Origin of the sequence: Pseudomonas sp. MG-9, from assembly GCF_018729515.1 — a bacterium.
GTDB lineage: Bacteria > Pseudomonadota > Gammaproteobacteria > Pseudomonadales > Pseudomonadaceae > Aquipseudomonas > Aquipseudomonas serboccidentalis.
In genome coordinates this window covers 311,596-338,124 of sequence record NZ_JAHHZH010000008.1, presented here as the reverse complement: position 1 = coordinate 338,124, position 26,529 = coordinate 311,596, and the positions used below count along the sequence as shown (strand labels likewise).

The 26,529-nt window shown below is 55.2% G+C and carries 33 protein-coding genes and 1 tRNA gene; all 34 read left to right on the top strand.

Features of this window, described 5'->3' with window-relative positions; genetic code table 11:
- Positions 1-1,023 (top strand): elongation factor Tu (gene tuf / locus KKQ10_RS22015; protein ID WP_215502259.1); only part of this gene is annotated, 1,023 nt, incomplete at its 5' end.
- Positions 1,024-1,076: 53 nt separating this feature from the next.
- Positions 1,077-1,152, top strand: a tRNA-Trp gene (locus KKQ10_RS22010).
- A gap of 45 nt (positions 1,153-1,197) precedes the next feature.
- On the top strand, positions 1,198-1,566 hold the full coding sequence (secE, locus tag KKQ10_RS22005) for a preprotein translocase subunit SecE (protein WP_064589465.1): 369 nt from the start codon (positions 1,198-1,200) through the stop codon (positions 1,564-1,566).
- Positions 1,567-1,575: 9 nt separating this feature from the next.
- Positions 1,576-2,109, top strand: a complete 534-nt coding sequence (gene nusG, locus KKQ10_RS22000) for a transcription termination/antitermination protein NusG (protein WP_025113545.1) — start codon at positions 1,576-1,578, stop codon at positions 2,107-2,109.
- Positions 2,110-2,226: 117 nt separating this feature from the next.
- Positions 2,227-2,658 (top strand): 50S ribosomal protein L11, encoded by a 432-nt coding sequence (gene rplK, locus KKQ10_RS21995; RefSeq protein ID WP_003228756.1) that lies wholly within the window; start codon positions 2,227-2,229, stop codon positions 2,656-2,658.
- The gene (gene rplA / locus KKQ10_RS21990) at positions 2,658-3,353 is read left to right on the top strand and encodes a 50S ribosomal protein L1 (protein WP_003228754.1); all 696 of its coding nucleotides are present in this window, start codon (positions 2,658-2,660) and stop codon (positions 3,351-3,353) included. Before rplK ends, rplA begins: the two co-directional genes overlap by 1 nt.
- A 198-nt stretch (positions 3,354-3,551) precedes the next feature.
- On the top strand, positions 3,552-4,052 hold the full coding sequence (gene rplJ / locus KKQ10_RS21985) for a 50S ribosomal protein L10 (RefSeq protein WP_008081912.1): 501 nt from the start codon (positions 3,552-3,554) through the stop codon (positions 4,050-4,052).
- A gap of 74 nt (positions 4,053-4,126) precedes the next feature.
- Positions 4,127-4,492, top strand: coding sequence for a 50S ribosomal protein L7/L12 (gene rplL / locus KKQ10_RS21980; protein WP_003228750.1), 366 nt, complete (start codon positions 4,127-4,129; stop codon positions 4,490-4,492).
- A gap of 221 nt (positions 4,493-4,713) precedes the next feature.
- A complete protein-coding gene (rpoB, locus tag KKQ10_RS21975; RefSeq protein ID WP_027614262.1) occupies positions 4,714-8,787 on the top strand; it encodes a DNA-directed RNA polymerase subunit beta in 4,074 nt (1,357 codons plus the stop codon).
- A 63-nt stretch (positions 8,788-8,850) separates the two neighbouring features.
- Positions 8,851-13,050: a DNA-directed RNA polymerase subunit beta' gene (rpoC, locus tag KKQ10_RS21970; protein WP_127651272.1), complete on the top strand. Its 4,200-nt coding sequence runs from the start codon at positions 8,851-8,853 to the stop codon at positions 13,048-13,050.
- Between the two features lie 215 nt (positions 13,051-13,265).
- Positions 13,266-13,637 carry a 30S ribosomal protein S12 gene (rpsL, locus tag KKQ10_RS21965; protein ID WP_003186084.1) on the top strand — a complete coding sequence of 124 codons (372 nt, stop codon included), beginning with the start codon at positions 13,266-13,268 and terminating at the stop codon, positions 13,635-13,637.
- Between the two features lie 107 nt (positions 13,638-13,744).
- A complete protein-coding gene (rpsG, locus tag KKQ10_RS21960) occupies positions 13,745-14,218 on the top strand; it encodes a 30S ribosomal protein S7 (RefSeq protein WP_007916467.1) in 474 nt (157 codons plus the stop codon).
- A gap of 30 nt (positions 14,219-14,248) precedes the next feature.
- A complete protein-coding gene (gene fusA / locus KKQ10_RS21955; RefSeq protein ID WP_064589462.1) occupies positions 14,249-16,354 on the top strand; it encodes an elongation factor G in 2,106 nt (701 codons plus the stop codon).
- A 31-nt stretch (positions 16,355-16,385) separates the two neighbouring features.
- A complete protein-coding gene (gene tuf, locus KKQ10_RS21950) occupies positions 16,386-17,579 on the top strand; it encodes an elongation factor Tu (protein WP_064361246.1) in 1,194 nt (397 codons plus the stop codon).
- Between the two features lie 158 nt (positions 17,580-17,737).
- Complete coding sequence (gene rpsJ / locus KKQ10_RS21945; RefSeq protein ID WP_003186070.1) at positions 17,738-18,049, top strand: 30S ribosomal protein S10; 312 nt, start codon at positions 17,738-17,740, stop codon at positions 18,047-18,049.
- A gap of 80 nt (positions 18,050-18,129) precedes the next feature.
- Positions 18,130-18,765 carry a 50S ribosomal protein L3 gene (rplC, locus tag KKQ10_RS21940; RefSeq protein ID WP_003228738.1) on the top strand — a complete coding sequence of 212 codons (636 nt, stop codon included), beginning with the start codon at positions 18,130-18,132 and terminating at the stop codon, positions 18,763-18,765.
- A 12-nt stretch (positions 18,766-18,777) separates the two neighbouring features.
- Positions 18,778-19,380 (top strand): 50S ribosomal protein L4, encoded by a 603-nt coding sequence (gene rplD, locus KKQ10_RS21935; RefSeq protein ID WP_003228735.1) that lies wholly within the window; start codon positions 18,778-18,780, stop codon positions 19,378-19,380.
- Positions 19,377-19,676 carry a 50S ribosomal protein L23 gene (rplW, locus tag KKQ10_RS21930; protein ID WP_002555488.1) on the top strand — a complete coding sequence of 100 codons (300 nt, stop codon included), beginning with the start codon at positions 19,377-19,379 and terminating at the stop codon, positions 19,674-19,676. The genes rplD and rplW overlap by 4 nt, the downstream gene beginning before the upstream one ends.
- A 14-nt stretch (positions 19,677-19,690) precedes the next feature.
- The gene (rplB, locus tag KKQ10_RS21925) at positions 19,691-20,515 is read left to right on the top strand and encodes a 50S ribosomal protein L2 (protein ID WP_003228734.1); all 825 of its coding nucleotides are present in this window, start codon (positions 19,691-19,693) and stop codon (positions 20,513-20,515) included.
- 16 nt (positions 20,516-20,531) lie between these two features.
- A complete protein-coding gene (rpsS, locus tag KKQ10_RS21920) occupies positions 20,532-20,807 on the top strand; it encodes a 30S ribosomal protein S19 (protein ID WP_003228731.1) in 276 nt (91 codons plus the stop codon).
- 11 nt (positions 20,808-20,818) lie between these two features.
- On the top strand, positions 20,819-21,151 hold the full coding sequence (rplV, locus tag KKQ10_RS21915; RefSeq protein ID WP_003103908.1) for a 50S ribosomal protein L22: 333 nt from the start codon (positions 20,819-20,821) through the stop codon (positions 21,149-21,151).
- Between the two features lie 13 nt (positions 21,152-21,164).
- A complete protein-coding gene (gene rpsC, locus KKQ10_RS21910) occupies positions 21,165-21,851 on the top strand; it encodes a 30S ribosomal protein S3 (RefSeq protein ID WP_003176422.1) in 687 nt (228 codons plus the stop codon).
- Positions 21,852-21,863: 12 nt separating this feature from the next.
- A complete protein-coding gene (gene rplP / locus KKQ10_RS21905; protein ID WP_003228729.1) occupies positions 21,864-22,277 on the top strand; it encodes a 50S ribosomal protein L16 in 414 nt (137 codons plus the stop codon).
- A complete protein-coding gene (gene rpmC / locus KKQ10_RS21900; RefSeq protein ID WP_002555481.1) occupies positions 22,277-22,468 on the top strand; it encodes a 50S ribosomal protein L29 in 192 nt (63 codons plus the stop codon). Before rplP ends, rpmC begins: the two co-directional genes overlap by 1 nt.
- Positions 22,469-22,470: 2 nt before the next feature.
- Complete coding sequence (rpsQ, locus tag KKQ10_RS21895; RefSeq protein ID WP_003194644.1) at positions 22,471-22,737, top strand: 30S ribosomal protein S17; 267 nt, start codon at positions 22,471-22,473, stop codon at positions 22,735-22,737.
- Between the two features lie 23 nt (positions 22,738-22,760).
- Entirely contained in the window at positions 22,761-23,129 is a 369-nt protein-coding gene (gene rplN, locus KKQ10_RS21890; protein ID WP_002555479.1) for a 50S ribosomal protein L14, read from the top strand.
- A gap of 11 nt (positions 23,130-23,140) precedes the next feature.
- Complete coding sequence (rplX, locus tag KKQ10_RS21885) at positions 23,141-23,455, top strand: 50S ribosomal protein L24 (RefSeq protein WP_003186046.1); 315 nt, start codon at positions 23,141-23,143, stop codon at positions 23,453-23,455.
- Positions 23,456-23,475: 20 nt separating this feature from the next.
- The gene (rplE, locus tag KKQ10_RS21880; RefSeq protein ID WP_003210069.1) at positions 23,476-24,015 is read left to right on the top strand and encodes a 50S ribosomal protein L5; all 540 of its coding nucleotides are present in this window, start codon (positions 23,476-23,478) and stop codon (positions 24,013-24,015) included.
- Between the two features lie 13 nt (positions 24,016-24,028).
- On the top strand, positions 24,029-24,334 hold the full coding sequence (gene rpsN / locus KKQ10_RS21875; RefSeq protein ID WP_003228726.1) for a 30S ribosomal protein S14: 306 nt from the start codon (positions 24,029-24,031) through the stop codon (positions 24,332-24,334).
- Between the two features lie 209 nt (positions 24,335-24,543).
- Entirely contained in the window at positions 24,544-24,936 is a 393-nt protein-coding gene (gene rpsH, locus KKQ10_RS21870) for a 30S ribosomal protein S8 (RefSeq protein ID WP_007966178.1), read from the top strand.
- Positions 24,937-24,948: 12 nt separating this feature from the next.
- Positions 24,949-25,482, top strand: coding sequence for a 50S ribosomal protein L6 (gene rplF, locus KKQ10_RS21865; protein ID WP_007966176.1), 534 nt, complete (start codon positions 24,949-24,951; stop codon positions 25,480-25,482).
- A gap of 10 nt (positions 25,483-25,492) precedes the next feature.
- A complete protein-coding gene (rplR, locus tag KKQ10_RS21860) occupies positions 25,493-25,843 on the top strand; it encodes a 50S ribosomal protein L18 (RefSeq protein ID WP_003186037.1) in 351 nt (116 codons plus the stop codon).
- A 3-nt stretch (positions 25,844-25,846) separates the two neighbouring features.
- Positions 25,847-26,347 carry a 30S ribosomal protein S5 gene (gene rpsE / locus KKQ10_RS21855; RefSeq protein ID WP_003176409.1) on the top strand — a complete coding sequence of 167 codons (501 nt, stop codon included), beginning with the start codon at positions 25,847-25,849 and terminating at the stop codon, positions 26,345-26,347.
- Between the two features lie 2 nt (positions 26,348-26,349).
- A complete protein-coding gene (gene rpmD / locus KKQ10_RS21850) occupies positions 26,350-26,526 on the top strand; it encodes a 50S ribosomal protein L30 (RefSeq protein WP_003176408.1) in 177 nt (58 codons plus the stop codon).
- Positions 26,527-26,529 lie beyond the last annotated feature (3 nt).

Genomic DNA, 26,529 nt, shown 5'->3' with positions numbered 1-26,529 from the left:
GCTCGCGGTATCACCATCAACACCGCACACGTTGAGTACAACTCGAAGATCCGTCACTACGCTCACGTTGACTGCCCAGGTCACGCTGACTACGTGAAGAACATGATCACCGGTGCTGCTCAAATGGACGGCGCTATTCTGGTTTGCTCGGCCGCTGATGGTCCGATGCCACAAACCCGTGAGCACATCCTGCTGTCCCGTCAGGTAGGCGTTCCGTACATCGTGGTTTTCCTGAACAAGGCTGACCTGGTAGATGATGCTGAGCTGCTGGAACTGGTTGAGATGGAAGTTCGCGACCTGCTGTCCACCTACGACTTCCCGGGCGATGACACTCCAATCATCATCGGTTCGGCTCGTATGGCGCTGGAAGGCAAAGACGACAACGAAATGGGCACTACCGCTGTTAAGAAGCTGGTAGAGACTCTGGATGCCTACATTCCAGAGCCGGTTCGTATGATCGACAAGCCGTTCCTGATGCCAATCGAAGACGTGTTCTCGATCTCGGGTCGCGGTACTGTTGTGACTGGTCGTATCGAGCGCGGTATCGTTCGCGTTCAGGATCCGCTGGAAATCGTTGGTCTGCGTGACACCACCGTTACTACTTGCACCGGTGTTGAAATGTTCCGCAAGCTGCTCGACGAAGGTCGTGCTGGCGAGAACTGCGGCGTTCTGCTGCGTGGCACCAAGCGTGACGACGTTGAGCGTGGTCAGGTTCTGGTTAAGCCGGGTTCGGTTAAGCCGCACACCAAGTTCACTGCAGAAGTTTATGTTCTGAGCAAGGAAGAAGGCGGTCGTCACACTCCGTTCTTCAAGGGCTACCGTCCACAGTTCTACTTCCGTACGACTGACGTGACTGGTAACTGCGAGCTGCCAGAAGGCGTTGAAATGGTAATGCCAGGTGACAACATTCAGATGACTGTTACCCTGATCAAAACCATCGCGATGGAAGACGGTCTGCGTTTCGCTATCCGTGAAGGCGGTCGTACCGTCGGTGCTGGCGTCGTAGCTAAAATCATCGAATAAGCGGTTGTAATGTATTTTTCGGGCCGGCATAATGGTCGGCCTGATTTTGTTTTAGGTCAGTAGCTCAATTGGCAGAGCGACGGTCTCCAAAACCGTAGGTTGGGGGTTCGATTCCCTCCTGACCTGCCAGATTCACTCGGTGTATCTGGCTTTCTTTTCACAGGATCTTCATAGATGACTCCTAAGGCTGAAGCTCAAGGCTCTCGCTTCGATCTGCTCAAGTGGCTTGTAGTAGTTGCTTTGGTGGTTGTAGGCGTTGTTGGCAATCAGTATTACGCTGCTTCGCCGATCCTGTACCGTGTACTCGCTTTGCTCGTCATTGCTGCTGTAGCTGCCTTTGTGGGCCTGCAGACCGCAAAGGGCAAGTCGTTCTTTGTACTGGTTAAGGAAGCGCGCACCGAGATTCGTAAAGTCGTATGGCCAACTCGCCAAGAAACCACGCAGACCACTTTGATTGTTGTGGCTGTGGTACTGGTTATGGCGTTGCTGTTGTGGGGGCTTGATTCCCTGCTCGGCTGGCTTGTTTCCTTGATTGTCGGCTAAGGGTGTCCCGTGGCTAAGCGTTGGTACGTTGTGCATGCTTACTCGGGTTACGAGAAGCATGTCATGCGCTCGCTGATTGAGCGCGTAAAGCTGGCTGGCATGGAAGATGGCTTCGGCGAAATTCTGGTTCCCACTGAAGAAGTGGTTGAAATGCGTAATGGCCAGAAGCGCAAAAGCGAACGCAAGTTCTTCCCAGGTTATGTGCTGGTGCAGATGGATATGAACGAGGGTACTTGGCACTTGGTCAAGGATACTCCTCGGGTGATGGGCTTCATTGGCGGTACCGCCGACAAGCCTGCGCCAATCACCGATAAAGAGGCAGAAGCCATTCTGCGTCGCGTGGCTGATGGTAGCGATAAGCCTAAGCCGAAGACTTTGTTTGAGCCAGGTGAAGTGGTTCGTGTTACTGACGGCCCATTCGCTGACTTTAACGGCACTGTCGAAGAAGTTAACTACGAAAAGAGCCGTGTCCAGGTGGCAGTGCTTATTTTCGGTCGCTCTACTCCGGTAGAGTTGGAGTTCAGTCAGGTCGAAAAGGTCTAGCTGAACAAGCATCCCAACCCCGCAGCCCTAGGCTGTGGGGTTTTGTCGTCACTGGGATAAACGCGCAAGTAACCGGGGAGCCTTTCGAGGCGTTCGAACCCGTAATTGGAGTGCCTCATGGCCAAGAAGATTACCGCTTACATCAAGCTGCAAGTGAAGGCCGCTCAGGCTAACCCAAGCCCACCTGTTGGTCCTGCTCTGGGTCAGCACGGCGTGAATATCATGGAATTCTGCAAGGCTTTCAACGCCCGTACTCAGGGTCTTGAAGCAGGTCTGCCGACTCCAGTGATCATCACCGTCTACAGCGACCGTAGCTTCACTTTCGAAACCAAATCCACCCCTGCTTCGGTTCTGCTGAAGAAGGCGGCCGGTCTGACCAGCGGTTCCGCTCGTCCGAACACCGTTAAGGTTGGCACTGTTACCCGTGCTCAGCTGGAAGAAATCGCGAAAACCAAAAACGCGGATCTGACTGCAGCTGATATGGATGCAGCCGTGCGTACTATCGCCGGTTCTGCTCGTAGCATGGGCCTTAACGTGGAGGGTGTGTAATGGCTAAGCTGACCAAGCGTCAAAAGGCTATCGCCGGCAAAATCGAAGCAGGCAAGGCCTACAACATTGTAGACGCTGCTGCTCTGCTGGCTGAGCTGTCGACTGTCAAGTTCAGCGAGTCGTTCGACGTTGCTGTAAACCTGGGTGTAGACCCGCGTAAATCCGACCAGGTCGTTCGTAGCGCTACTGTGCTGCCACACGGCACTGGCAAGACCGTTCGCGTTGCTGTGTTCACCCAGGGTCCAGCTGCTGAGGCCGCTCTGGCTGCCGGCGCTGACCGTGTAGGTATGGACGACCTGGCTGCCGAAATGAAAGGCGGCGACCTGAACTATGACGTAGTGATCGCATCCCCGGATGCCATGCGCGTTGTAGGTCAACTGGGTCAGATCCTCGGTCCACGTGGCCTGATGCCTAACCCGAAAGTCGGCACCGTAACTCCAGACGTAGCCACCGCGGTCAAAAACGCCAAGGCTGGTCAGGTTCGTTATCGCACCGACAAAAACGGCATCATCCACACTTCCGTTGGCAAGATCGGCTTCGATGCCGTCAAGCTGAAGGAAAACGTTGAAGCCCTGATCGCTGATCTGAAGCGTATCAAGCCAGCTTCTTCGAAAGGTATCTATGTCAAGCGCGTTACCCTGAGCACCACTATGGGCCCAGGTCTGGTTATCGACCAGAGCTCGCTGGACGCGTAAGACAAAGGTTGGCGCGGTTGATCGCGCCAATTGAAAGATTGGGGTCCCTGCCTGGCGGGGGCTATCCAAGACCGTAGGCGACGCAAGTCTTAAACCATAAGCCTACGCAGATGGTGCTCCCGGTTCCTTACCGAATCAGACACCAAAACGACATTCGGTTTCGACCGAGTGAAACGGTAACAAGCAGGAGTTAAACCCGTGGCAATTAATCTCGAAGACAAGAAGGCCATCGTCGCTGAAGTCAACGAGGCTGCCAAAGTCGCTCTGTCCGCTGTCGTGGTTGATGCCCGTGGCGTAACAGTAGGCGCAATGACCGGACTCCGTAAAGAGGCTCGTGAAGCTGGCGTTTACGTACGTGTTGTACGTAACACCCTGCTCAAGCGCGCTGTTGCTGACACTCAATACAGTGTCCTCAACGACGTGTTCACCGGCCCGACCCTGATTGCATTCTCGAACGAACATCCGGGCGCTGCTGCCCGTATCTTCAAAGAGTTTGCCAAGGGTCAGGACAAGTTCGAGATCAAGGCAGCTGCGTTCGAGGGCAAGTTCCTCGCAGCTAATCAGATCGACGTACTGGCAACTCTGCCGACCCGTGACGAAGCAATTTCTCAGCTGATGAGCGTGATTCAAGGCGCTACCAGCAAATTGGCTCGTACTCTGGCGGCAATTCGCGACCAGAAAGAAGCTGCCGCAGCCTAAGGCTCGTCAACTTCTCGCGTTTTTTGTTTATTTCGATGGTCGCGTAGGCCGTCCCCCAATTCAGGAATTGAGTCATGTCTCTGACTAACGAACAAATCATCGAAGCAATCGGCCAGAAATCCGTAGTGGAAATCGTTGAGCTGATCAAAGCGATGGAAGAAACCTTCGGTGTTACCGCTGCTGCTGCTTCGGCTGGTCCAGCTGCTGCTGCCGCTGTTGTTGAAGAGCAAACCGAGTTCAACGTTGTTCTGCTGGAAGCTGGCGAGAAGAAGGTTAACGTGATCAAGGCAGTTCGTGAACTGACCGGTCTGGGCCTGAAAGAAGCCAAAGAGAAAGTAGACGGCGCTCCTCAGGTTGTAGCTGAAGGCGTTTCGAAAGAAGCTGCTGAAGACGCTAAGAAGAAGCTGGAAGAAGCAGGCGCTAAAGTCGAACTGAAATAAGTATCGACTTTGCTCCTCCAGCCCGAGCGTCAAGCGACAGGCTGATGGCTGGTGGCTCTTGCCACCGGCCTTTTTCCGTTATTGGCAGCCGACTGGGTCGGTGCTGATAAAGGCGCTGTAACCACCCGATGCGGTGGAGCAAACCATGGGGTTTGCACGATTTTCTGGCTGCTCCCGTCGGGAGGGGCCAAACAAGCAGGTGACCAAGCTGGGGAACGCTGATGGCTTACTCATATACTGAGAAAAAACGTATCCGCAAGGACTTTAGCAAGTTGCCGGACGTCATGGATGTGCCTTACCTCCTGGCCATCCAGCTGGATTCGTATCGTGAATTCTTGCAAGCGGGAGCGACTAAAGATCAGTTCCGCGACGTGGGCCTGCATGCGGCCTTCAAATCCGTTTTCCCGATCATCAGCTACTCCGGCAATGCTGCGCTGGAGTACGTCGGTTATCGCCTGGGCGAACCGGCATTTGATGTCAAAGAATGCGTATTGCGCGGTGTAACTTTCGCCGTACCTTTGCGGGTAAAAGTGCGCCTGATCATTTTCGACAAAGAATCGTCGAACAAAGCGATCAAGGACATCAAAGAGCAAGAAGTCTACATGGGCGAAATCCCATTGATGACTGAGAACGGTACCTTCGTAATCAACGGTACCGAGCGTGTTATCGTTTCCCAGCTGCACCGTTCCCCGGGCGTGTTCTTCGACCACGACCGCGGCAAGACGCACAGCTCCGGTAAACTGCTGTACTCCGCGCGCATCATTCCTTACCGCGGTTCGTGGTTGGACTTCGAGTTTGACCCGAAAGACTGCGTATTCGTGCGTATCGACCGTCGTCGCAAGCTACCGGCCTCGGTATTGCTACGTGCGCTCGGCTACACCACCGAAGAAGTGCTGGACGCGTTCTACACCACCAACGTATTCCACGTTAAAGGCGAAGGCCTGAGCCTGGAACTGGTGCCTCAGCGTCTGCGCGGTGAAGTAGCTGTTCTCGATATTCAGGACGATAAAGGCAAGGTGATTGTCGAGCAGGGCCGTCGTATTACTGCCCGCCACATCAATCAGCTGGAAAAAGCCGGGATCAAAGAGCTGGACGTGCCTCTGGACTACGTTCTGGGTCGCACCACCGCCAAGGTCATCGTGCATCCGGCTACCGGCGAAATCCTGGCAGAGTGCAACACCGAGCTGTCGACCGAAGTCCTGGCGAAAATCGCCAAGGCCGGCGTTGTTCGCATCGAAACTCTGTACACCAACGACATCGACTGCGGTCCGTTCATCTCCGACACGCTGAAGATCGACTCCACCAGCAACCAATTGGAAGCGCTGGTCGAGATCTATCGCATGATGCGTCCAGGCGAGCCGCCAACCAAAGACGCTGCCGAAACCCTGTTCAACAACCTGTTCTTCAGCCCTGAGCGCTATGACCTGTCTGCGGTCGGCCGGATGAAGTTCAACCGTCGTATCGGTCGTACCGAGATCGAAGGTTCGGGCGTGCTGTGCAAGGAAGACATCGTTGCGGTACTGAAGACTCTGGTCGACATCCGTAACGGTAAGGGCATCGTCGATGACATCGACCACCTGGGTAACCGTCGTGTTCGCTGCGTAGGCGAAATGGCCGAGAACCAGTTCCGCGTTGGCCTGGTACGTGTTGAGCGTGCGGTCAAAGAGCGTCTGTCGATGGCCGAAAGCGAAGGCCTGATGCCGCAAGACCTGATCAACGCCAAGCCAGTGGCTGCGGCGGTGAAAGAGTTCTTCGGTTCCAGCCAGCTCTCGCAGTTCATGGACCAGAACAACCCGCTGTCCGAGATCACTCACAAGCGTCGTGTCTCTGCACTCGGCCCTGGTGGTCTGACTCGTGAGCGCGCAGGCTTTGAAGTCCGTGACGTACACCCGACTCACTACGGTCGTGTATGCCCGATTGAAACGCCGGAAGGTCCGAACATCGGTCTGATCAACTCCTTGGCTGCTTACGCCCGCACCAACCAGTACGGCTTCCTGGAAAGCCCGTACCGTGTGGTGAAAGAGGGTGTGGTCACCGACGAGATCGTGTTCCTGTCCGCCATTGAAGAAGCCGATCACGTGATCGCGCAGGCTTCGGCAACCATGAACGAGCAGAAAGTTCTGATCGATGAACTGGTAGCCGTACGTCACCTGAACGAATTCACCGTCAAGGCGCCGGAAGACGTCACCCTGATGGACGTTTCGCCGAAGCAGGTAGTTTCGGTTGCAGCGTCGCTGATTCCGTTCCTCGAGCACGACGACGCCAACCGTGCGTTGATGGGTTCGAACATGCAGCGTCAAGCTGTACCAACCCTGCGCGCTGACAAGCCGCTGGTAGGTACCGGTATGGAACGTAACGTGGCTCGCGACTCCGGCGTTTGCGTCGTGGCTCGTCGTGGCGGCGTGATCGACTCCGTTGATGCCAGTCGTATCGTGGTTCGTGTTGCGGATGACGAAGTTGAAACCGGCGAAGCTGGTGTCGACATCTACAACCTGACCAAATACACCCGCTCGAACCAGAACACCTGCATCAACCAGCGTCCGCTGGTGAGCAAGGGTGATCGCGTTCAGCGTAGCGACATCATGGCCGACGGCCCGTCCACCGACATGGGTGAACTGGCGCTGGGTCAAAACATGCGCATCGCGTTCATGGCATGGAACGGCTTCAACTTCGAAGACTCCATCTGCCTGTCCGAGCGTGTGGTTCAGGAAGATCGCTTCACCACGATCCACATTCAGGAACTGACCTGTGTGGCCCGTGACACCAAGCTTGGCCCAGAGGAAATCACTGCAGACATCCCGAACGTGGGTGAAGCTGCACTGAACAAGCTGGACGAAGCCGGTATCGTTTACGTAGGTGCTGAGGTCGGCGCAGGCGACATCCTGGTGGGTAAGGTCACTCCGAAAGGCGAGACCCAACTGACTCCGGAAGAAAAACTGCTGCGTGCGATCTTCGGTGAAAAAGCCAGCGACGTTAAAGACACTTCCCTGCGCGTGCCAACCGGCACCAAAGGTACTGTCATCGACGTACAGGTCTTCACCCGCGACGGCGTTGAGCGTGACGCTCGTGCTCTGTCGATCGAGAAGTCCCAGCTGGACGAGATCCGCAAGGATCTGAACGAAGAGTTCCGTATCGTTGAAGGCGCGACCTTCGAACGTCTGCGCTCCGCTCTGGTAGGCCACAAGGCTGAAGGCGGCGCCGGTCTGAAGAAAGGTCAGGACATCACCGACGAAGTACTCGACGGTCTTGAGCATGGTCAGTGGTTCAAACTGCGCATGGCTGAAGATGCTCTGAATGAGCAGCTCGAGAAGGCTCAGGCCTACATCGTTGATCGCCGCCGTCTGCTGGACGACAAGTTCGAAGACAAGAAGCGCAAACTGCAGCAGGGCGATGACCTGGCTCCAGGCGTGCTGAAAATCGTCAAGGTTTACCTGGCAATCCGTCGTCGTATCCAGCCAGGCGACAAGATGGCCGGTCGTCACGGTAACAAAGGTGTGGTCTCCGTGATCATGCCAGTTGAAGACATGCCGCACGATGCCAATGGCACCCCGGTCGACGTCGTCCTCAACCCGTTGGGCGTACCTTCGCGTATGAACGTTGGTCAGATCCTTGAAACCCACCTGGGCCTCGCGGCCAAAGGTCTGGGCGAGAAGATCAACCGGATGGTCGAAGAGCAGCGTAAAGTCGCTGAACTGCGTACCTTCCTGGACGAGATCTACAACCAGATCGGCGGTCGTAACGAAGATCTGGACAGCTTCTCCGATCAGGAAATCCTGGATCTGGCGAAGAACCTGCGTGGCGGTGTTCCAATGGCCACTCCAGTGTTTGACGGTGCCAAGGAAAGCGAAATCAAGGCCATGCTGAAACTGGCAGACCTGCCGGAAAGCGGCCAGATGCAGCTGACTGACGGCCGTACCGGCAACAAGTTCGAGCGTCCAGTTACCGTTGGCTACATGTACATGCTGAAGCTGAACCACTTGGTAGACGACAAGATGCACGCGCGTTCTACCGGTTCGTACAGCCTGGTTACCCAGCAGCCGCTGGGTGGTAAGGCGCAGTTCGGTGGTCAGCGTTTCGGGGAGATGGAGGTCTGGGCACTGGAAGCATACGGTGCCGCTTACACTCTGCAAGAAATGCTCACAGTGAAGTCGGACGATGTGAACGGCCGTACCAAGATGTACAAAAACATCGTGGATGGCGATCACCGTATGGAGCCGGGCATGCCCGAGTCCTTCAACGTGTTGATCAAGGAAATTCGTTCCCTCGGCATCGATATCGATCTGGAAACCGAATAACACGTGACGCGATCGAGAGCGGGGCAGGACTGCCCGCTCTCTGCTCCGCCAGGAGGAAAGGCCTTGAAAGACCTACTGAATTTGCTGAAAAACCAGGGTCAAGTCGAAGAGTTCGACGCCATCCGTATCGGATTGGCTTCGCCTGAGATGATCCGCTCGTGGTCGTTCGGTGAAGTTAAAAAGCCGGAAACCATCAACTACCGTACGTTCAAACCTGAACGTGACGGTCTGTTCTGCGCCAAGATCTTTGGCCCGGTAAAGGATTACGAGTGCCTGTGCGGTAAGTACAAGCGCTTGAAGCATCGTGGTGTGATCTGCGAGAAGTGCGGCGTTGAAGTTGCACTGGCCAAGGTTCGTCGTGAGCGCATGGCGCACATCGAACTGGCTTCGCCGGTTGCCCACATCTGGTTCCTGAAATCGCTGCCGTCGCGTATCGGCTTGCTGATGGACATGACCCTGCGTGATATCGAACGCGTTCTCTACTTCGAGAGCTATGTCGTTATCGATCCAGGCATGACCACCCTTGAAAAAGGTCAGCTGCTGAACGACGAGCAGTACTTCGAAGCGCTGGAAGAGTTCGGTGACGATTTCGACGCCCGCATGGGTGCAGAAGCTGTCCGTGAACTGCTGCACGCTATCGACCTGGAGCACGAGATTGGCCGTCTGCGTGAAGAGATTCCGCAAACCAACTCCGAAACCAAGATCAAGAAGCTGTCCAAGCGTCTGAAGTTGATGGAAGCCTTCCAGGGTTCCGGCAACCTGCCAGAGTGGATGGTGCTGACCGTTCTGCCGGTTCTGCCGCCAGACCTGCGTCCGCTGGTCCCGCTGGATGGCGGTCGTTTCGCGACTTCCGACCTCAACGATCTGTATCGTCGAGTGATCAACCGTAACAACCGTTTGAAGCGCCTGCTGGATCTGTCCGCTCCGGACATCATCGTGCGCAACGAAAAGCGTATGTTGCAGGAAGCTGTCGATGCACTGCTCGACAACGGTCGTCGTGGCCGCGCTATCACCGGTTCGAACAAGCGTCCTCTGAAATCCCTGGCTGACATGATCAAGGGTAAGCAAGGTCGTTTCCGTCAGAACTTGCTCGGTAAGCGTGTTGACTACTCCGGTCGTTCGGTAATTACCGTAGGTCCGACCCTGCGTCTGCACCAGTGCGGTCTGCCGAAGAAGATGGCTCTCGAGCTGTTCAAACCGTTCATTTTCGGCAAGCTGGAAATGCGTGGTCTCGCGACCACCATCAAAGCGGCCAAGAAAATGGTCGAGCGCGAACTGCCAGAGGTTTGGGACGTTCTCGCTGAAGTGATTCGCGAACACCCGGTTCTTCTCAACCGTGCACCGACCCTTCACCGTCTGGGTATCCAGGCGTTTGAACCGGTACTGATCGAAGGTAAAGCTATTCAGCTGCACCCGCTGGTCTGCGCCGCGTACAACGCCGACTTCGACGGCGACCAAATGGCCGTGCACGTACCGCTGACGCTGGAAGCCCAGCTCGAAGCGCGTGCGTTGATGATGTCGACCAACAACATTCTGTCGCCAGCCAACGGTGAGCCAATCATCGTTCCGTCGCAGGACGTTGTATTGGGTCTGTACTACATGACTCGTGAAGCGATCAACGCCAAAGGCGAAGGTCGTGTATTCGCGGATCTGCAGGAAGTTGACCGTGTGTTCCGTGCCGGCGAAGCCGCACTGCACGCCAAGGTTAAAGTACGTATCAACGAAACCGTCAACGACCGTGACGGCAACAGCGTGAGCGGTACCCGTATCGTCGACACTACCGTCGGCCGTGCGCTGCTGTTCCAGGTTGTGCCAAAAGGTCTATCGTACGACGTCGTCAACTTGCCGATGAAGAAAAAGGCGATCTCCAAGCTGATCAACCAGTGCTACCGCGTGGTTGGTCTGAAAGAGACCGTGATCTTCGCTGACCAGTTGATGTACACCGGTTTCGCTTACTCGACAATCTCCGGCGTTTCCATCGGTGTTAACGACTTCGTTATCCCGGACGAAAAAGCCCGCATCATCGGTGCAGCCACCGACGAAGTGAAAGAGATCGAGAGCCAGTACGCCTCCGGCCTGGTAACCCAGGGCGAGAAGTACAACAAAGTGATCGACCTTTGGTCGAAGGCGAACGACGAAGTTTCCAAGGCGATGATGGCCAACCTCTCGAAAGAGAAAGTCATCGACCGTCACGGCGACGAAGTCGACCAAGAGTCCTTCAACTCGATGTACATGATGGCCGACTCGGGTGCGCGGGGTTCCGCAGCACAGATTCGTCAGCTGGCCGGTATGCGTGGCCTGATGGCCAAGCCGGACGGTTCCATCATTGAAACGCCGATTACCGCGAACTTCCGTGAAGGTCTGAGCGTACTCCAGTACTTCATCTCGACTCACGGTGCTCGTAAAGGTCTGGCGGATACCGCGTTGAAAACTGCGAACTCCGGTTACCTGACTCGTCGTCTGGTAGACGTGGCGCAGGATCTGGTTGTAACCGAGATCGATTGCGGCACCGAACACGGTCTGCTGATGACTCCGCACATTGAAGGCGGTGACGTTGTAGAACCGTTGGGTGAGCGCGTATTGGGTCGTGTTATCGCCCGTGACGTATTCAAGCCAGGCACCGAGGAAGTTATCGTTCCTGCCGGTACTCTGGTAGACGAGAAGTGGGTCGAGTTCATCGAGCTGAACAGCATCGACGAAGTGATCGTGCGTTCGCCGATCAGCTGCGAAACCCGCTATGGCATTTGCGCCAAGTGCTACGGCCGTGATCTGGCTCGCGGTCACCAGGTGAACATCGGTGAAGCGGTCGGCGTTATCGCTGCCCAGTCCATCGGTGAGCCGGGTACCCAGCTGACGATGCGTACGTTCCACATCGGTGGTGCGGCAAGCCGTACTTCCGCAGCCGACAGCGTTCAGGTGAAGAATGGCGGTACTGTCCGTCTGCACAACCTGAAGCACGTTGAGCGTGTGGATGGCCACCTGGTTGCTGTGTCTCGTTCCGGTGAGCTGGCAATCGCTGATGACTTCGGTCGTGAGCGTGAGCGTTACAAGCTGCCGTACGGTGCTGTGATTTCGGTTAAAGAAGGTGACAAGGTCGACGCTGGCGCAATCGTGGCCAAGTGGGATCCGCACACTCACCCGATCGTTACCGAAATGAAAGGTACCGTGACCTACGTGGGCATGGAAGAAGGCATCACGATCAAGCGTCAGACTGACGAATTGACCGGTATGACCAACATTGAAGTACTCGACGCGAAAGATCGTCCAGCTGCCGGCAAGGAAATTCGTCCTGCAGTGAAGATGGTCGACGACAACGGCAAGGATCTGTTGCTGCCAGGCACTGACGTTATCGCTCAGTACTTCCTGCCAGCCAACGCCCTGGTCGGTGTTGCGGACGGTGCGAAGATCGCGATCGGTGATGTTATCGCTCGTATCCCGCAAGAAACTTCGAAAACCCGCGACATCACCGGTGGTCTGCCGCGTGTTGCCGACTTGTTCGAAGCCCGTCGTCCGAAAGAAGCGTCGATTCTGGCTGAAGTCAGCGGCACCATCGCGTTCGGTAAAGAGACCAAGGGCAAGCGCCGTCTGGTCATTACCCCGAACGACGGTAGCGATCCGTACGAAGAGCTGATTCCGAAGTGGCGTCACCTGAACGTGTTCGAAGGCGAACAGGTAAACCGCGGCGAAGTTATCTCCGACGGCCCAAGCGATCCGCACGACATCCTGCGTCTGCTGGGTGTAAGCGCGCTGGCCAAGTACATCGTGAACGAGATCCAGGACGTTTACCGTCTGCAAGGCGTGAAGATCAACGACAAGCACATCGAGACCATTCTGCGTCAGATGCTGCGTAAAGTTGAGATCTCAGAGTCCGGCGATTCCAGCTTCATCAAGGGCGACCAGATGGAACTGACTCACGTTCTGGTAGAGAACGAGCGTCTGAGTGCAGAAGACAAGTTTGTCTCCAAGTTCACTCGCGTTCTGCTGGGTATCACCAAGGCGTCGTTGTCCACCGAATCGTTCATCTCGGCGGCTTCCTTCCAGGAAACCACCCGCGTACTGACCGAAGCGGCAGTCACCGGCAAGCGCGATTACCTGCGTGGCCTGAAAGAAAACGTGGTTGTGGGTCGTCTGATCCCGGCCGGTACCGGTCTGGCTTATCACAGCGAGCGCAAGCGTCGCCGTGATGCTGACAAACCGTTGCGCGTAAGCGCCAGTGAAGTGGAAGCTGCACTGACCGAAGCGCTGAACTCGAGCGGTAACTGAGTTCTGCGGTAAATGAGCTGAGGCCCTGATCGTTCCGTTCGTCGAATCGAGACAACTTGTCTAGGTTCGACGGGCGGGGAGGTCGGGGCCTTGCCTTGACTGGGGACAAGATCCTCTTTAGACTCTTGATCCCCTAAATTTGGCGGGAATCCGTTCCTGCCATTTTGCTTTTCTTGCAAGACAATAGCGTCGCAAGACAACAGTGGAGCTAGTAGATGGCAACTATCAACCAGCTGGTACGTCAGCCGCGTAAGCGTATCGTCGAGAAATCCGACGTACCTGCGCTGCAGAACTGCCCGCAACGTCGTGGCGTGTGCACCCGTGTGTACACCACTACGCCGAAAAAACCTAACTCGGCACTGCGTAAAGTATGCCGTGTGCGTCTGACCAACGGTTTCGAGGTTTCCTCGTACATCGGTGGTGAAGGCCACAACCTGCAAGAGCACAGCGTGGTACTGATCCGCGGCGGTCGTGTAAAAGACTTGCCAGGTGTTCGTTACCACACCGTTCGCGGCTCCTTGGATACTTCCGGCGTTAAAGGCCGTAACCAGGGTCGTTCGAAGTACGGTACCAAGCGTCCGAAGTAATCGGTCGTTTTGCAGATTTTCATTTTATTGAGTCGATAAGAGTAAGGTCGGGCACGCATCCACTGGATCTGTCCCGAGCTAACCTGAAGACCGCTTGAGGGCTTATCATGCCAAGACGTCGCGTAGCAGCAAAGCGTGAGATTCTGGACGATCCGAAATACGGAAGCCAGATCCTCGCCAAATTCATGAACCACGTTATGGAAAGCGGCAAGAAAGCCGTTGCCGAGCGTATCGTTTATGGTGCCCTGGAAACCGTTGCGACCCGTAAGGCTGGCACCGATCCCCTGGAACTCTTCGAAAAAGCACTCGACGCCATCGCTCCGCTGGTCGAAGTGAAGTCGCGCCGCGTTGGTGGTGCTACTTACCAGGTTCCGGTCGAGGTTCGTCCTTCCCGTCGTAACGCTCTGGCAATGCGCTGGTTGGTAGACTTCGCCCGTAAGCGTGGCGAGAAGTCTATGGCTCTGCGTTTGGCTGGCGAACTGCTGGATGCTGCTGAAGGTAAAGGTGCTGCTGTTAAGAAGCGTGAAGACGTGCACCGTATGGCTGAAGCCAACAAAGCTTTCTCGCACTACCGCTTCTAATTTTAGCTTCACTAATTTTGCGAGGGCTTTATGGCTCGTACTACTCCGATTAGTCGCTACCGTAACATCGGTATCGTCGCTCACGTGGATGCTGGTAAAACCACCACCACCGAGCGCGTCCTTTTTTACACCGGCAAAAGTCACAAAATGGGCGAGGTGCATGATGGCGCCGCGACCACAGACTGGATGGTGCAGGAGCAGGAGCGTGGTATTACCATTACTTCTGCTGCAATCACCGCCTTCTGGAAAGGTTCCGAGAAGCAGTACCCGCATGAGCACCGCTTCAACGTAATCGATACCCCGGGCCACGTAGACTTCACCATTGAAGTTGAGCGCTCCCTGCGCGTACTCGACGGCGCTGTCGTTGTGTTCTGTGGTACTTCGGGTGTTGAGCCGCAGTCGGAAACCGTATGGCGTCAAGCCAACAAATACGGCGTTCCACGTCTTGTTTACGTAAACAAGATGGACCGTGCTGGTGCCAACTTCCTGCGCGTGATCGGTCAGATCAAACAGCGTCTGGGTCACACTCCGGTGCCGATCCAGTTGGCTATCGGTTCCGAAGACAACTTCCAGGGTCAGATCGATCTGATCAACATGCAAGCTGTCTACTGGAACGACTCTGACAAAGGTATGGTCCCTGTTCGCAAGGACATTCCTGCCGAGCTCCAAGAGCTGGCTGAAGAGTGGCGCAACAACATGGTTGAGGCTGCTGCCGAAGCCAACGAAGAGCTGATGAACAAGTACCTGGAAGGCGAAGAGCTGTCGATCGAAGAGATCAAAGCTGCTTTGCGTCAGCGTACTATCGCCGGCGAAATCGTTCTGGCTGTTTGCGGTTCTTCGTTCAAGAACAAGGGCGTTCCCCTGGTTCTCGATGCCGTTATCGACTTCCTGCCTGCTCCTACCGACATTCCTGCTATCAAGGGTTCCAACCCTGATAACGAGGAAGAGGAAATGGAGCGTCATGCAAGTGATGACGAGCCGTTTGCTGCTCTGGCGTTCAAAATCGCTACCGACCCATTCGTGGGTACTTTGACCTTCGTCCGCGTTTACTCGGGCGTGTTGAACTCCGGCGACGGCGTGATCAACTCGGTTAAAGGCAAGAAAGAGCGCGTGGGTCGTATGGTGCAAATGCACGCAAACGCCCGTGAAGAGATCAAGGAAGTGCGCGCTGGCGACATCGCGGCCCTGATCGGCATGAAGGACGTCACCACTGGTGAAACCCTCTGCAACGCTGACAAGCCAATCATCCTGGTTCGTATGGACTTCCCGGAGCCGGTTATTTCGGTTGCCGTAGAGCCTAAGACCAAGGATGACCAGGAAAAAATGGGTATCGCTCTGGGCAAACTGGCTCAGGAAGACCCGTCTTTCCGCGTTAAGACTGATGAAGAGACTGGTCAAACGATCATCTCTGGCATGGGCGAGCTGCACCTGGACATCCTGGTTGACCGGATGCGTCGTGAGTTCAACGTCGAAGCCAACATCGGTAAGCCTCAGGTTTCCTATCGTGAGCGCATCACGAAGAACTGCGAAATCGAAGGCAAGTTCGTTCGTCAGTCCGGCGGTCGTGGCCAGTTCGGTCACTGCTGGATCCGTTTTGCTCCTGCTGACGAAGGTCAGGAAGGTCTGCAATTCGTGAACGAAGTTGTAGGTGGTGTGGTTCCTAAGGAATACATCCCGGCTATCCAGAAGGGTATCGAAGAGCAGATGAAGAACGGCGTTGTTGCCGGCTATCCGCTGATCGGCCTGAAGGCTACCGTGTTCGATGGTTCTTACCACGACGTCGACTCCAACGAGATGGCGTTTAAAGTGGCTGCCTCCATGGCGACCAAGCAACTGGCCCAGAAGGGCGGTGGTGAGTTGCTCGAGCCGATCATGGCGGTAGAGGTTGTTACGCCTGAAGACTATATGGGTGATGTGATGGGCGACCTTAACCGTCGTCGCGGCATGATCCAGGGTATGGAAGACACAGTGTCCGGCAAGGTTATCCGTGCCGAGGTTCCACTGGGTGAGATGTTCGGTTATGCGACCGACGTTCGTTCCATGTCCCAGGGTCGCGCAAGCTACTCTATGGAATTCAAAAAATACGATACGGCTCCGTCGCACATCGTCGAATCCGTAACCAAAAAACAAGGCTGATTCAGCCCCTTTAGGCTAGGAGTTAATTGTCGTGGCTAAAGAAAAATTTGATCGTTCCCTACCGCACGTCAACGTTGGCACCATCGGTCACGTTGACCACGGTAAAACCACTCTGACTGCTGCTCTGACTCGCGTCTGCTCCGAAGTTTTCGGTTCCGCAATCGTTGACTTCGACAAGATCGACAGCGCACCAGAAGAAAAGGCTCGCGGTATCACCATCAACACCGCACACGTTGAGTACAACTCGAAGATCCGTCACTACGCTCACGTTGACTGCCCAGGTCACGCTGACTACGTGAAGAACATGATCACCGGTGCTGCTCAAATGGACGGCGCTATTCTGGTTTGCTCGGCCGCTGATGGTCCGATGCCACAAACCCGTGAGCACATCCTGCTGTCCCGTCAGGTAGGCGTTCCGTACATCGTGGTTTTCCTGAACAAGGCTGACCTGGTAGACGACGCTGAGCTGCTGGAACTGGTTGAGATGGAAGTTCGCGACCTGCTGTCCACCTACGACTTCCCGGGCGATGACACTCCAATCATCATCGGTTCGGCTCGTATGGCGCTGGAAGGCAAAGACGACAACGAAATGGGCACTACCGCTGTTAAGAAGCTGGTAGAGACTCTGGATGCCTACATTCCAGAGCCAGTTCGTATGATCGACAAGCCGTTCCTGATGCCAATCGAAGACGTGTTCTCGATCTCGGGTCGCGGTACTGTTGTGACTGGTCGTATCGAGCGCGGTATCGTTCGCGTTCAGGATCCGCTGGAAATCGTTGGTCTGCGTGACACCACCGTTACTACTTGCACCGGTGTTGAAATGTTCCGCAAGCTGCTCGACGAAGGTCGTGCTGGCGAGAACTGCGGCGTTCTGCTGCGTGGCACCAAGCGTGACGACGTTGAGCGTGGCCAGGTTCTGGTTAAGCCGGGTTCTGTTAAGCCGCACACCAAGTTCACTGCAGAAGTTTATGTTCTGAGCAAGGAAGAAGGCGGTCGTCACACTCCGTTCTTCAAAGGCTACCGTCCACAGTTCTACTTCCGTACGACTGACGTGACTGGTAACTGCGAGCTGCCAGAAGGCGTTGAAATGGTAATGCCAGGTGACAACATTCAGATGACTGTTACCCTGATCAAAACCATCGCGATGGAAGACGGTCTGCGTTTCGCTATCCGTGAAGGCGGTCGTACCGTCGGCGCTGGCGTCGTAGCCAAAATCATCGAGTAATTCTCTTTTATAGAGTCTGCTTGATGAATTGAAAAAGCCCCCGCTTAGCGGGGGCTTTTTTATTGGGTTGACACCTATCTGGGGCGTCTATAGAATTGCGCCTCCTTTTAACGGGCGTATTGCGCCCGGTGGGAATAGCAGCCGGAGTCTGAAATCCAATGCAAAATCAGCAAATCCGTATCAGGTTGAAGGCTTTCGACCATCGCCTGATCGACCAATCAACCCAGGAAATCGTGGAAACCGCGAAACGTACTGGTGCTCAAGTGCGTGGTCCAATTCCACTGCCTACCCGTAAAGAGCGGTTCACCGTTCTGGTTTCCCCGCACGTCAACAAAGACGCGCGTGACCAGTACGAAATCCGCACTCATAAGCGCGTTCTGGACATCGTCCAGCCAACGGATAAAACCGTTGATGCTCTTATGAAGCTTGATCTTGCGGCCGGTGTGGAAGTGCAGATCAGCCTCGGCTAAGACTCGGTCTTGGTCGTGTAACGCTCTGAAATGGGCGGCCATAGCGGGTGAAAGCCCCGTACACTCATGAGGTTTACAACATGACTATTGGTGTAGTCGGTCGTAAATGCGGTATGACCCGTATTTTCACCGAAGAAGGTGTCTCCATTCCGGTCACGGTCATTGAGATCGAGCCGAATCGCGTCACCCAGTTCAAAACTGAAGAGACCGATGGCTATCGTGCAGTGCAAGTCACTGTCGGCGAGCGTCGTGCTTCGCGTGTAACAGCAGCTCAAGCTGGCCACTTCGCTAAAGCGAACGTTGCCGCTGGTCGCACTACCATGGAATTCCGTCTTGAAGAAGGCGAGTACCAGGCTGGCGATCTGATCAACGCTGAAATCTTCGCCGCTGGTCAACTGGTTGATGTAACCGGTCAGTCCAAGGGTAAAGGCTTCCAGGGTACGATCAAGCGTTGGAATTTCCGCGGGCAAGATAACACCCACGGTAACTCCGTATCCCACCGCGTCCCAGGCTCTATCGGCCAGTGCCAGACTCCTGGTCGTGTATTCAAGGGCAAAAAAATGTCCGGTCATATGGGCGCTGAGCGCGTGACCGTGCAGTCCCTGGAAGTAGTGCGCGTGGACGCTGAACGCAATCTGTTGTTGGTCAAGGGCGCTGTTCCTGGCGCTACTGGCGGCAACCTGGTTGTACGTCCAGCAGCCAAGGCTCGCGGTTAAGGGGAAGCTGACATGCAATTAAATGTAAATGACGCTCAAGCGATCGAAGTTTCCGAACTGACATTTGGCGGCGAGTTCAACGAGACGCTGGTTCACCAAGCAGTCGTGGCCTACATGGCCGGCGGCCGTCAAGGTAGCAAGCAGCAAAAGACCCGTTCCGACGTTCGTGGTGGTGGCAAGCGCCCATGGCGTCAGAAAGGTACTGGCCGTGCTCGTGCCGGTACTATCCGTAGCCCAATCTGGCGTGGCGGCGGTACCACTTTCGCAGCTCGTCCACAGGATCACTCCCAGAAGCTGAACAAGAAGATGTATCGCGCAGCAATGCGTTCCATCCTTGCTGAGCTGGTGCGTACTGATCGTCTGGTCGTGGTTCAGGATTTCGCTGTTGAAACTCCGAAAACCAAAGATCTGCTGGGCAAACTGAACAACATGAGCCTGACCGACGTTCTGATCGTGTCGGACGCTGTTGATCAGAACCTGTACCTGGCTGCTCGTAACCTGCCACACGTAGATGTACGTGACGTGCAAGGTTCCGATCCAGTTAGTCTGATCGCATACGACAAGGTGTTGATCACCGTGTCGGCCGTGAAGAAATTCGAGGAGCTGCTGGGATGAACCAGGAACGCGTATTTAAAGTTCTGCTTGGCCCGCACGTTTCCGAGAAGGCTACGGTTCTGGCAGACAAGAAAGGCCAGTTCGTTTTCAAGGTTGCTACTGATGCAACCAAGCTGGAAATCAAGAAGGCCGTCGAAAGCCTGTTCAGCGTGAAAGTAGAGCGCGTCACTACCCTGAACGTTCTGGGTAAGAGCAAGCGCACTGCTCGCGGTCTGGGCAAGCGTAATGACTGGAAGAAGGCAGTTATCTCCCTTCAGCCAGGCCAAGATCTCGATTTCAGCAGCAGTGCTGAGTAAGGAAGGGGTGCATCATGGCAATCGTTAAATGCAAACCGACTTCCCCTGGCCGCCGTTTTGTGGTCAAGGTGGTCAACCAGGAGCTGCATAAAGGCGCTCCTCACGCACCGCTGCTCGAGAAAAAATCGAAGACTGGTGGTCGTAACAACAATGGCCGTATTACCACTCGTCACATCGGTGGTGGTCATAAGCAGCATTACCGTATGGTCGATTTCCGTCGCAACGACAAAGATGGCATCGTCGCCACTGTCGAGCGTATCGAATACGATCCAAACCGTACTGCTCACATCGCACTGCTCTGCTACGCAGACGGCGAGCGCCGCTACATCATCGCCCCTAAAGGCGTGAGTGCTGGCGACCAGCTGATCGCAGGCGCTCTGGCTCCAATCAAGCCAGGCAACGCTCTGCAACTGCGCAACATTCCAGTCGGTTCTACCGTACACGGCATCGAATTGAAGCCAGGTAAAGGCGCACAGATCGCTCGTTCCGCTGGTGCTTCGGCTCAGTTGATCGCTCGTGAAGGCGTGTACGTTACCCTGCGTCTGCGTTCCGGTGAAATGCGTAAAGTCCTGGCTGAATGCCGTGCGACCCTGGGCGAAGTCTCGAACTCCGAGCACAGCCTGCGTTCGCTGGGTAAAGCTGGTGCCAAGCGCTGGCGTGGCGTTCGCCCAACCGTTCGTGGTGTTGCCATGAACCCGGTTGACCACCCACATGGTGGTGGTGAAGGTCGTACCTCTGGTGGTCGTCATCCGGTATCGCCATGGGGCTTCCCGACTAAGGGCGCGAAGACTCGTGGTAATAAGCGTACCGACAAAATGATCGTCCGTCGTCGCAAGTAAATAGAGGGATACGACAGTGCCACGTTCTCTGAAAAAAGGTCCTTTTATTGATCTTCACCTACTGAAGAAGATCGAAGTGGCGGCGGAAAAGAACGATCGCAAACCAATTAAGACTTGGTCGCGTCGTTCGATGATCCTGCCACAAATGGTCGGTCTGACCATCGCAGTACACAACGGCCGTCAGCACGTCCCAGTTCTCGTGAACGAAGACATGGTTGGCCATAAACTGGGCGAGTTCGCCGGTACCCGCACTTATCGTGGGCACGTGGCTGACAAGAAAGCCAAGCGTTAAGGGGTAAGGAAATGGAAGTAGCCGCTAAGTTGTCGGGCGCTCGAATCTCCGCCCAGAAAGCCCGCTTGGTCGCCGACCAGATCCGCGGGAAGAAGGTGGGCGAAGCGCTCAACCTGTTGGCTTTCAGCAGTAAGAAAGCCGCCGAGATCATGAAGAAAGTGCTGGAGTCGGCCGTAGCCAACGCCGAGCATAACGAAGGCGCAGACGTTGATGACCTGAAGGTCAGCACCGTTTTCGTCAACGAAGGGCGTTCGCTGAAGCGCATCATGCCACGTGCCAAAGGCCGTGCTGATCGCATCGTCAAGCGGTCTTGCCATATCACTGTCAAGGTTGCTGACAAGTAACGGAGTCGAAGAGATGGGTCAGAAAGTACATCCCATTGGCATTCGCCTGGGAATCGTCAAGGAGCACACCTCCGTCTGGTACGCAGACGGTCGGACTTATGCGGACTACTTGTTCGCAGATCTGAAAGTGCGTGAGTATCTCCAAGACAAACTAAAAAGCGCGTCCGTAAGCCGTATCGATATCCATCGTCCGGCCCAAACTGCACGCATCACCATCCACACCGCTCGTCCAGGTATCGTTATCGGGAAGAAAGGTGAAGATGTTGAGAAACTGCGTCAGGACCTGACCAAGCAAATGGGTGTGCCTGTGCACATCAATATCGAAGAGATCCGCAAGCCGGAGCTCGACGGTATGCTGGTTGCGCAGAGCGTAGCTCAGCAGCTGGAGCGTCGTGTAATGTTCCGTCGCGCTATGAAGCGCGCAGTACAGAACGCCATGCGCATTGGTGCCAAAGGCATCAAAATCCAAGTGAGCGGTCGTCTCGGCGGTGCTGAAATCGCACGTACTGAATGGTATCGCGAAGGTCGTGTGCCACTGCACACCCTGCGTGCCGACATCGACTATGCCAACTACGAAGCTCACACCACCTACGGTGTGATCGGTGTAAAGGTTTGGATCTTCAAAGGCGAAGTAATTGGTGGTCGCCAAGAAGAGCTGAAGCCACAAGCACCAGCGCCTCGTAAAAAAGCTGCTAAGTAAGGGGTACGCCAAATGTTGCAACCAAAGCGTACGAAGTTCCGCAAGCAGATGACCGGCCACAACCGTGGTCTGGCGCTGCGCGGTAGCAAAGTCAGCTTCGGCGAGTTCGCGCTGAAGTCTGTTGCTCGTGGTCGTCTCACCGCTCGTCAGATCGAGTCAGCGCGTCGTGCTCTGACCCGTCACGTAAAACGTGGCGGCAAGATCTGGATCCGTGTATTCCCGGACAAGCCGATCTCCAAAAAACCTCTCGAGGTTCGTATGGGTAAAGGTAAGGGTAACGTGGAGTACTGGGTTGCCCAGATTCAGCCAGGTAAAGTCCTGTATGAAATCGAGGGTGTTTCTGAAGAGCTGGCGCGTGAGGCTTTCGCCCTGGCTGCTGCAAAGCTGCCGCTCGCCACCTCCTTTGTTAAACGGACGGTGATGTGATGAAAGCGAATGAACTTCGTGAAAAATCCGCACAGCAGCTGAACGAGCAACTGCTCGGCTTGCTGCGCGACCAGTTCAATCTGCGTATGCAGAAAGCAACTGGCCAGTTGGGGCAGTCTCATCTGCTCTCGCAAGTTAAGCGTGACATCGCTCGCGTGAAGACTGTGCTCAACCAGCAGGCAGGTAAGTGATCATGGCTGAAGCCGAAAAAACTGTCCGTACGCTGACTGGCCGTGTTGTCAGCGACAAGATGGACAAAACCATCACCGTTCTGATCGAGCGTCGCGTTAAGCACCCGATCTACGGTAAATACGTTAAGCGTTCGACTAAGCTGCACGCGCACGACGAAACCAATCAGTGCCACATCGGCGACAAAGTCACTATTCGTGAAACTCGTCCGATGGCCAAGACCAAGTCTTGGGCGCTGGTTGATGTTCTCGAACGCGCTGTGGAAGTCTAAGGGCTAGGGGTCGGAGAAATTATATGATTCAGACTCAATCCATGCTCGATGTGGCCGATAACAGCGGCGCTCGCCGTGTTATGTGCATCAAGGTGCTGGGTGGCTCCCATCGTCGTTACGCTGGTATCGGTGACATCATCAAAGTTACCGTGAAGGAAGCAATTCCTCGCGGTAAAGTGAAAAAAGGCCAAGTGATGACTGCTGTTGTAGTCCGCACTCGTCACGGCGTACGTCGTGCTGATGGCTCCATTATCCGCTTTGATGGCAACGCTGCTGTTCTTCTGAACAACAAGCAAGAGCCGATCGGCACCCGTATCTTTGGGCCAGTGACCCGTGAACTTCGTACTGAGAAGTTCATGAAGATCGTCTCGCTCGCCCCAGAAGTGCTGTAAGGAGATCCGACATGCAAAAGATTCGTCGTGACGACGAGATCATCGTGATCGCCGGCAAAGACAAAGGTAAGCGCGGTAAGGTGCTGAAGGTTCTTGCTGACAACCGTCTGGTTGTTGGTGGTCTGAACCTGGTCAAGCGTCATACCAAGCCTAACCCGATGTCGGGCGTACAGGGCGGTATCGTCGAGAAAGAAGCGCCATTGCACGCTTCCAACGTCGCCATCTTCAATGGCGAAACCAACAAGGCTGACCGCGTTGGTTTCAAAGTAGAAGACGGTAAGAAAATTCGTGTCTTCAAGTCGACCCAAAAAGCGGTTGATGCTTGAACACTGCTAGGTAGAAGACCATGGCACGACTAAAAGAGATTTACCGGAAGGAAATCGCTCCGAAACTTAAGGAAGAACTTAAGCTTTCGAACGTGATGGAAGTTCCGCGCGTTACCAAAATCACCCTGAACATGGGTCTGGGCGAAGCGATCGGCGACAAAAAAGTCATCGAGCACGCTGTTGCTGACCTGGAAAAGATCACCGGCCAAAAAGTCGTTGTGACCTACGCTCGTAAATCCATCGCTGGCTTTAAAGTCCGTGAAGGATGGCCGATCGGCGTCAAAGTGACTCTGCGCCGTGAGCGTATGTACGAGTTCCTGGATCGTCTGCTGTCGATCTCCCTGCCTCGGGTTCGCGACTTCCGCGGCCTGAATGCCAAGTCCTTCGATGGTCGTGGTAACTACAGCATGGGCGTGAAAGAGCAGATCATTTTCCCGGAAATCGACTACGACAAGATCGATGCTCTCCGCGGTCTGGACATTACCCTGACCACCACTGCCAAGAACGATGACGAAGGCCGCGCTCTGCTGCGTGCTTTCAAATTCCCGTTCCGCAACTGATTGGAGTAGGAAAATGGCCAAGAAGAGCATGAAAAACCGTGAGCTGAAGCGTCAGCTCACTGTTGCCAAGTACGCCACCAAGCGTGCAGCGCTGAAAGCTATCATCGTTGATCTGAACGCAAGTCCAGAAGCGCGTTGGGAAGCTACCGTAGCTCTGCAGAAGCAACCACGTGACGCAAGCGCTTCGCGCATGCGTAACCGTTGCCGCCTGACTGGTCGTCCGCACGGCGTTTACCGCAAGTTCGGCCTTGGCCGTAACAAACTGCGTGAAGCGGCAATGCGTGGTGACGTTCCAGGTCTGGTTAAAGCCAGCTGGTAATCGCTGTCAAAGCCTTGATGCTCAGGTTTGCAAGAACCTGACCATCGGTGGCCTTGAATCTGAATCAAGCCCCTTTTGGGGCTTGATTCATTTCTGGGGTGTGTCTAGAATGACCGGCTCGCCTGAGCCCGTGTTTTTCATGCCCGGAGTTTCTCGGCGACAAGTAGTAGCCGCAAGGCTAATTTTTCTGTATTAGGAGCGTCTAGCCCATGAGTATGCAGGACCCGTTAGCGGACATGCTAACTCGAATCCGTAATGCCCAGATGGCTGAAAAGTCTGTCGTAAGCATGCCGTCTTCCACGCTGAAGGTGGCTGTAGCAAAAGTCCTGAAGGACGAAGGTTACATCGCGGATTTTCAGATCACCACCGACGCTAAGCCGTCGTTGTCCATCTCGCTGAAGTACTTCGAAGGCCGTCCGGTCATCGAGGAAGTGAAGCGCGTTAGTCGTCCAGGCCTGCGTCAGTACAAGTCCGTTGAAGATCTGCCGAAAGTTCGTGGCGGTCTCGGCGTGTCTATCGTCTCCACCAACAAAGGTGTGATGACGGATCGTGCTGCGCGCGCTGCCGGTGTCGGCGGCGAAGTTCTTTGCACTGTGTTCTAAGGGGGGATAAGCATGTCTCGCGTCGCTAAGAACCCCGTTAAGCTGCCAGCCGGTGTCGAAGTCAAATTCGCAGGCCAACAGCTTTCGGTGAAGGGTGCCAAGGGTACTCTTGAACTGAACATCCATTCGTCCGTTGAGATCGTTGAAGAAGCTGGTGAGCTGCGTTTCGCTGCTCGCAATGGCGATCAACAAACTCGCGCAATGGCCGGTACCACGCGTGCGTTGGTAAACAACATGGTCCAGGGCGTAAGCCAAGGCTTCGAGCGCAAGCTCCAGCTGGTCGGTGTTGGTTACAAGGCGCAAGCAAAAGGTCAGGTGCTGAACCTGGCTCTTGGCTTCTCGCACCCAGTGGATTACGAACTGCCGCAAGGCATCACCGCTGAGACTCCTAGCCAGACCGATATCCTGATCAAGGGCATCGATAAACAGCTGGTAGGTCAAGTGGCCGCTGAGATCCGCGACTTCCGTCCACCAGAGCCGTACAAAGGCAAAGGTGTGCGCTACGCGGACGAAGTCGTCCGTCGTAAAGAAGCCAAGAAGAAGTAGGGCATAGCAAATGACCGACAAAAAAGTTACTCGACTGCGTCGCGCTCGCAAAGCACGCCTGAAAATGCACGAACTCGAAGTCGTGCGTCTCTGCGTGTTCCGCTCGTCGCAGCACATCTACGCCCAGGTCATCTCGGCCGACGGCAACAAAGTCCTGGCAAGCGCCTCGACTTTGGATAAAGAACTGCGTGATGGCGCCACTGGCAACATCGACGCGGCCACAAAGGTTGGCCAGCTGGTCGCTACGCGTGCTAAGGCCGCTGGCGTCTCGCAAGTGGCTTTCGACCGCTCTGGCTTCAAGTACCATGGCCGCGTTAAAGCGCTGGCTGATGCTGCTCGTGAAGCTGGGCTGGAGTTCTAAGTTATGTCAAATAACGACCAAAAGCGCGACGAAGGCTACATTGAGAAGCTGGTTCAAGTTAACCGCGTAGCCAAAACCGTTAAAGGCGGCCGTATCTTCACTTTCACCGCGTTGACCGTGGTTGGTGATGGTAAAGGGCGTGTTGGCTTCGGCCGTGGCAAGTCGCGTGAAGTGCCTGCTGCGATCCAGAAGGCAATGGAAGCTGCTCGCCGCAACATGATTCAAGTTGACCTGAACGGCACCACTCTGCAGTACGCAATGAAGTCCGCTCACGGCGCTTCGAAGGTGTACATGCAGCCTGCTTCTGAAGGTACCGGTATCATCGCTGGCGGCGCTATGCGTGCTGTCCTCGAAGTTGCTGGCGTTCAGAACGTTCTGGCCAAGTGCTACGGCTCGACTAACCCTGTAAACGTGGTTCACGCCACTTTCAAGGGTCTGAAAGCCATGCAATCTCCTGAGTCCATTGCTGCCAAGCGTGGCCTGACTGTCAAGGAGATCTTCTGATCATGGCTACCGTTAAAGTTACGCTGATCAAAAGCATGACCGGCCGCATCCCTAACCACAAACTGTGCGTTAAGGGTCTGGGTCTGCGTCGCATCGGTCACACTGTAGAAGTCCAGGATACTCCCGAGAATCGCGGGATGATCAACAAGGCTTACTACATGCTGCGTGTCGAGGGTTAATCG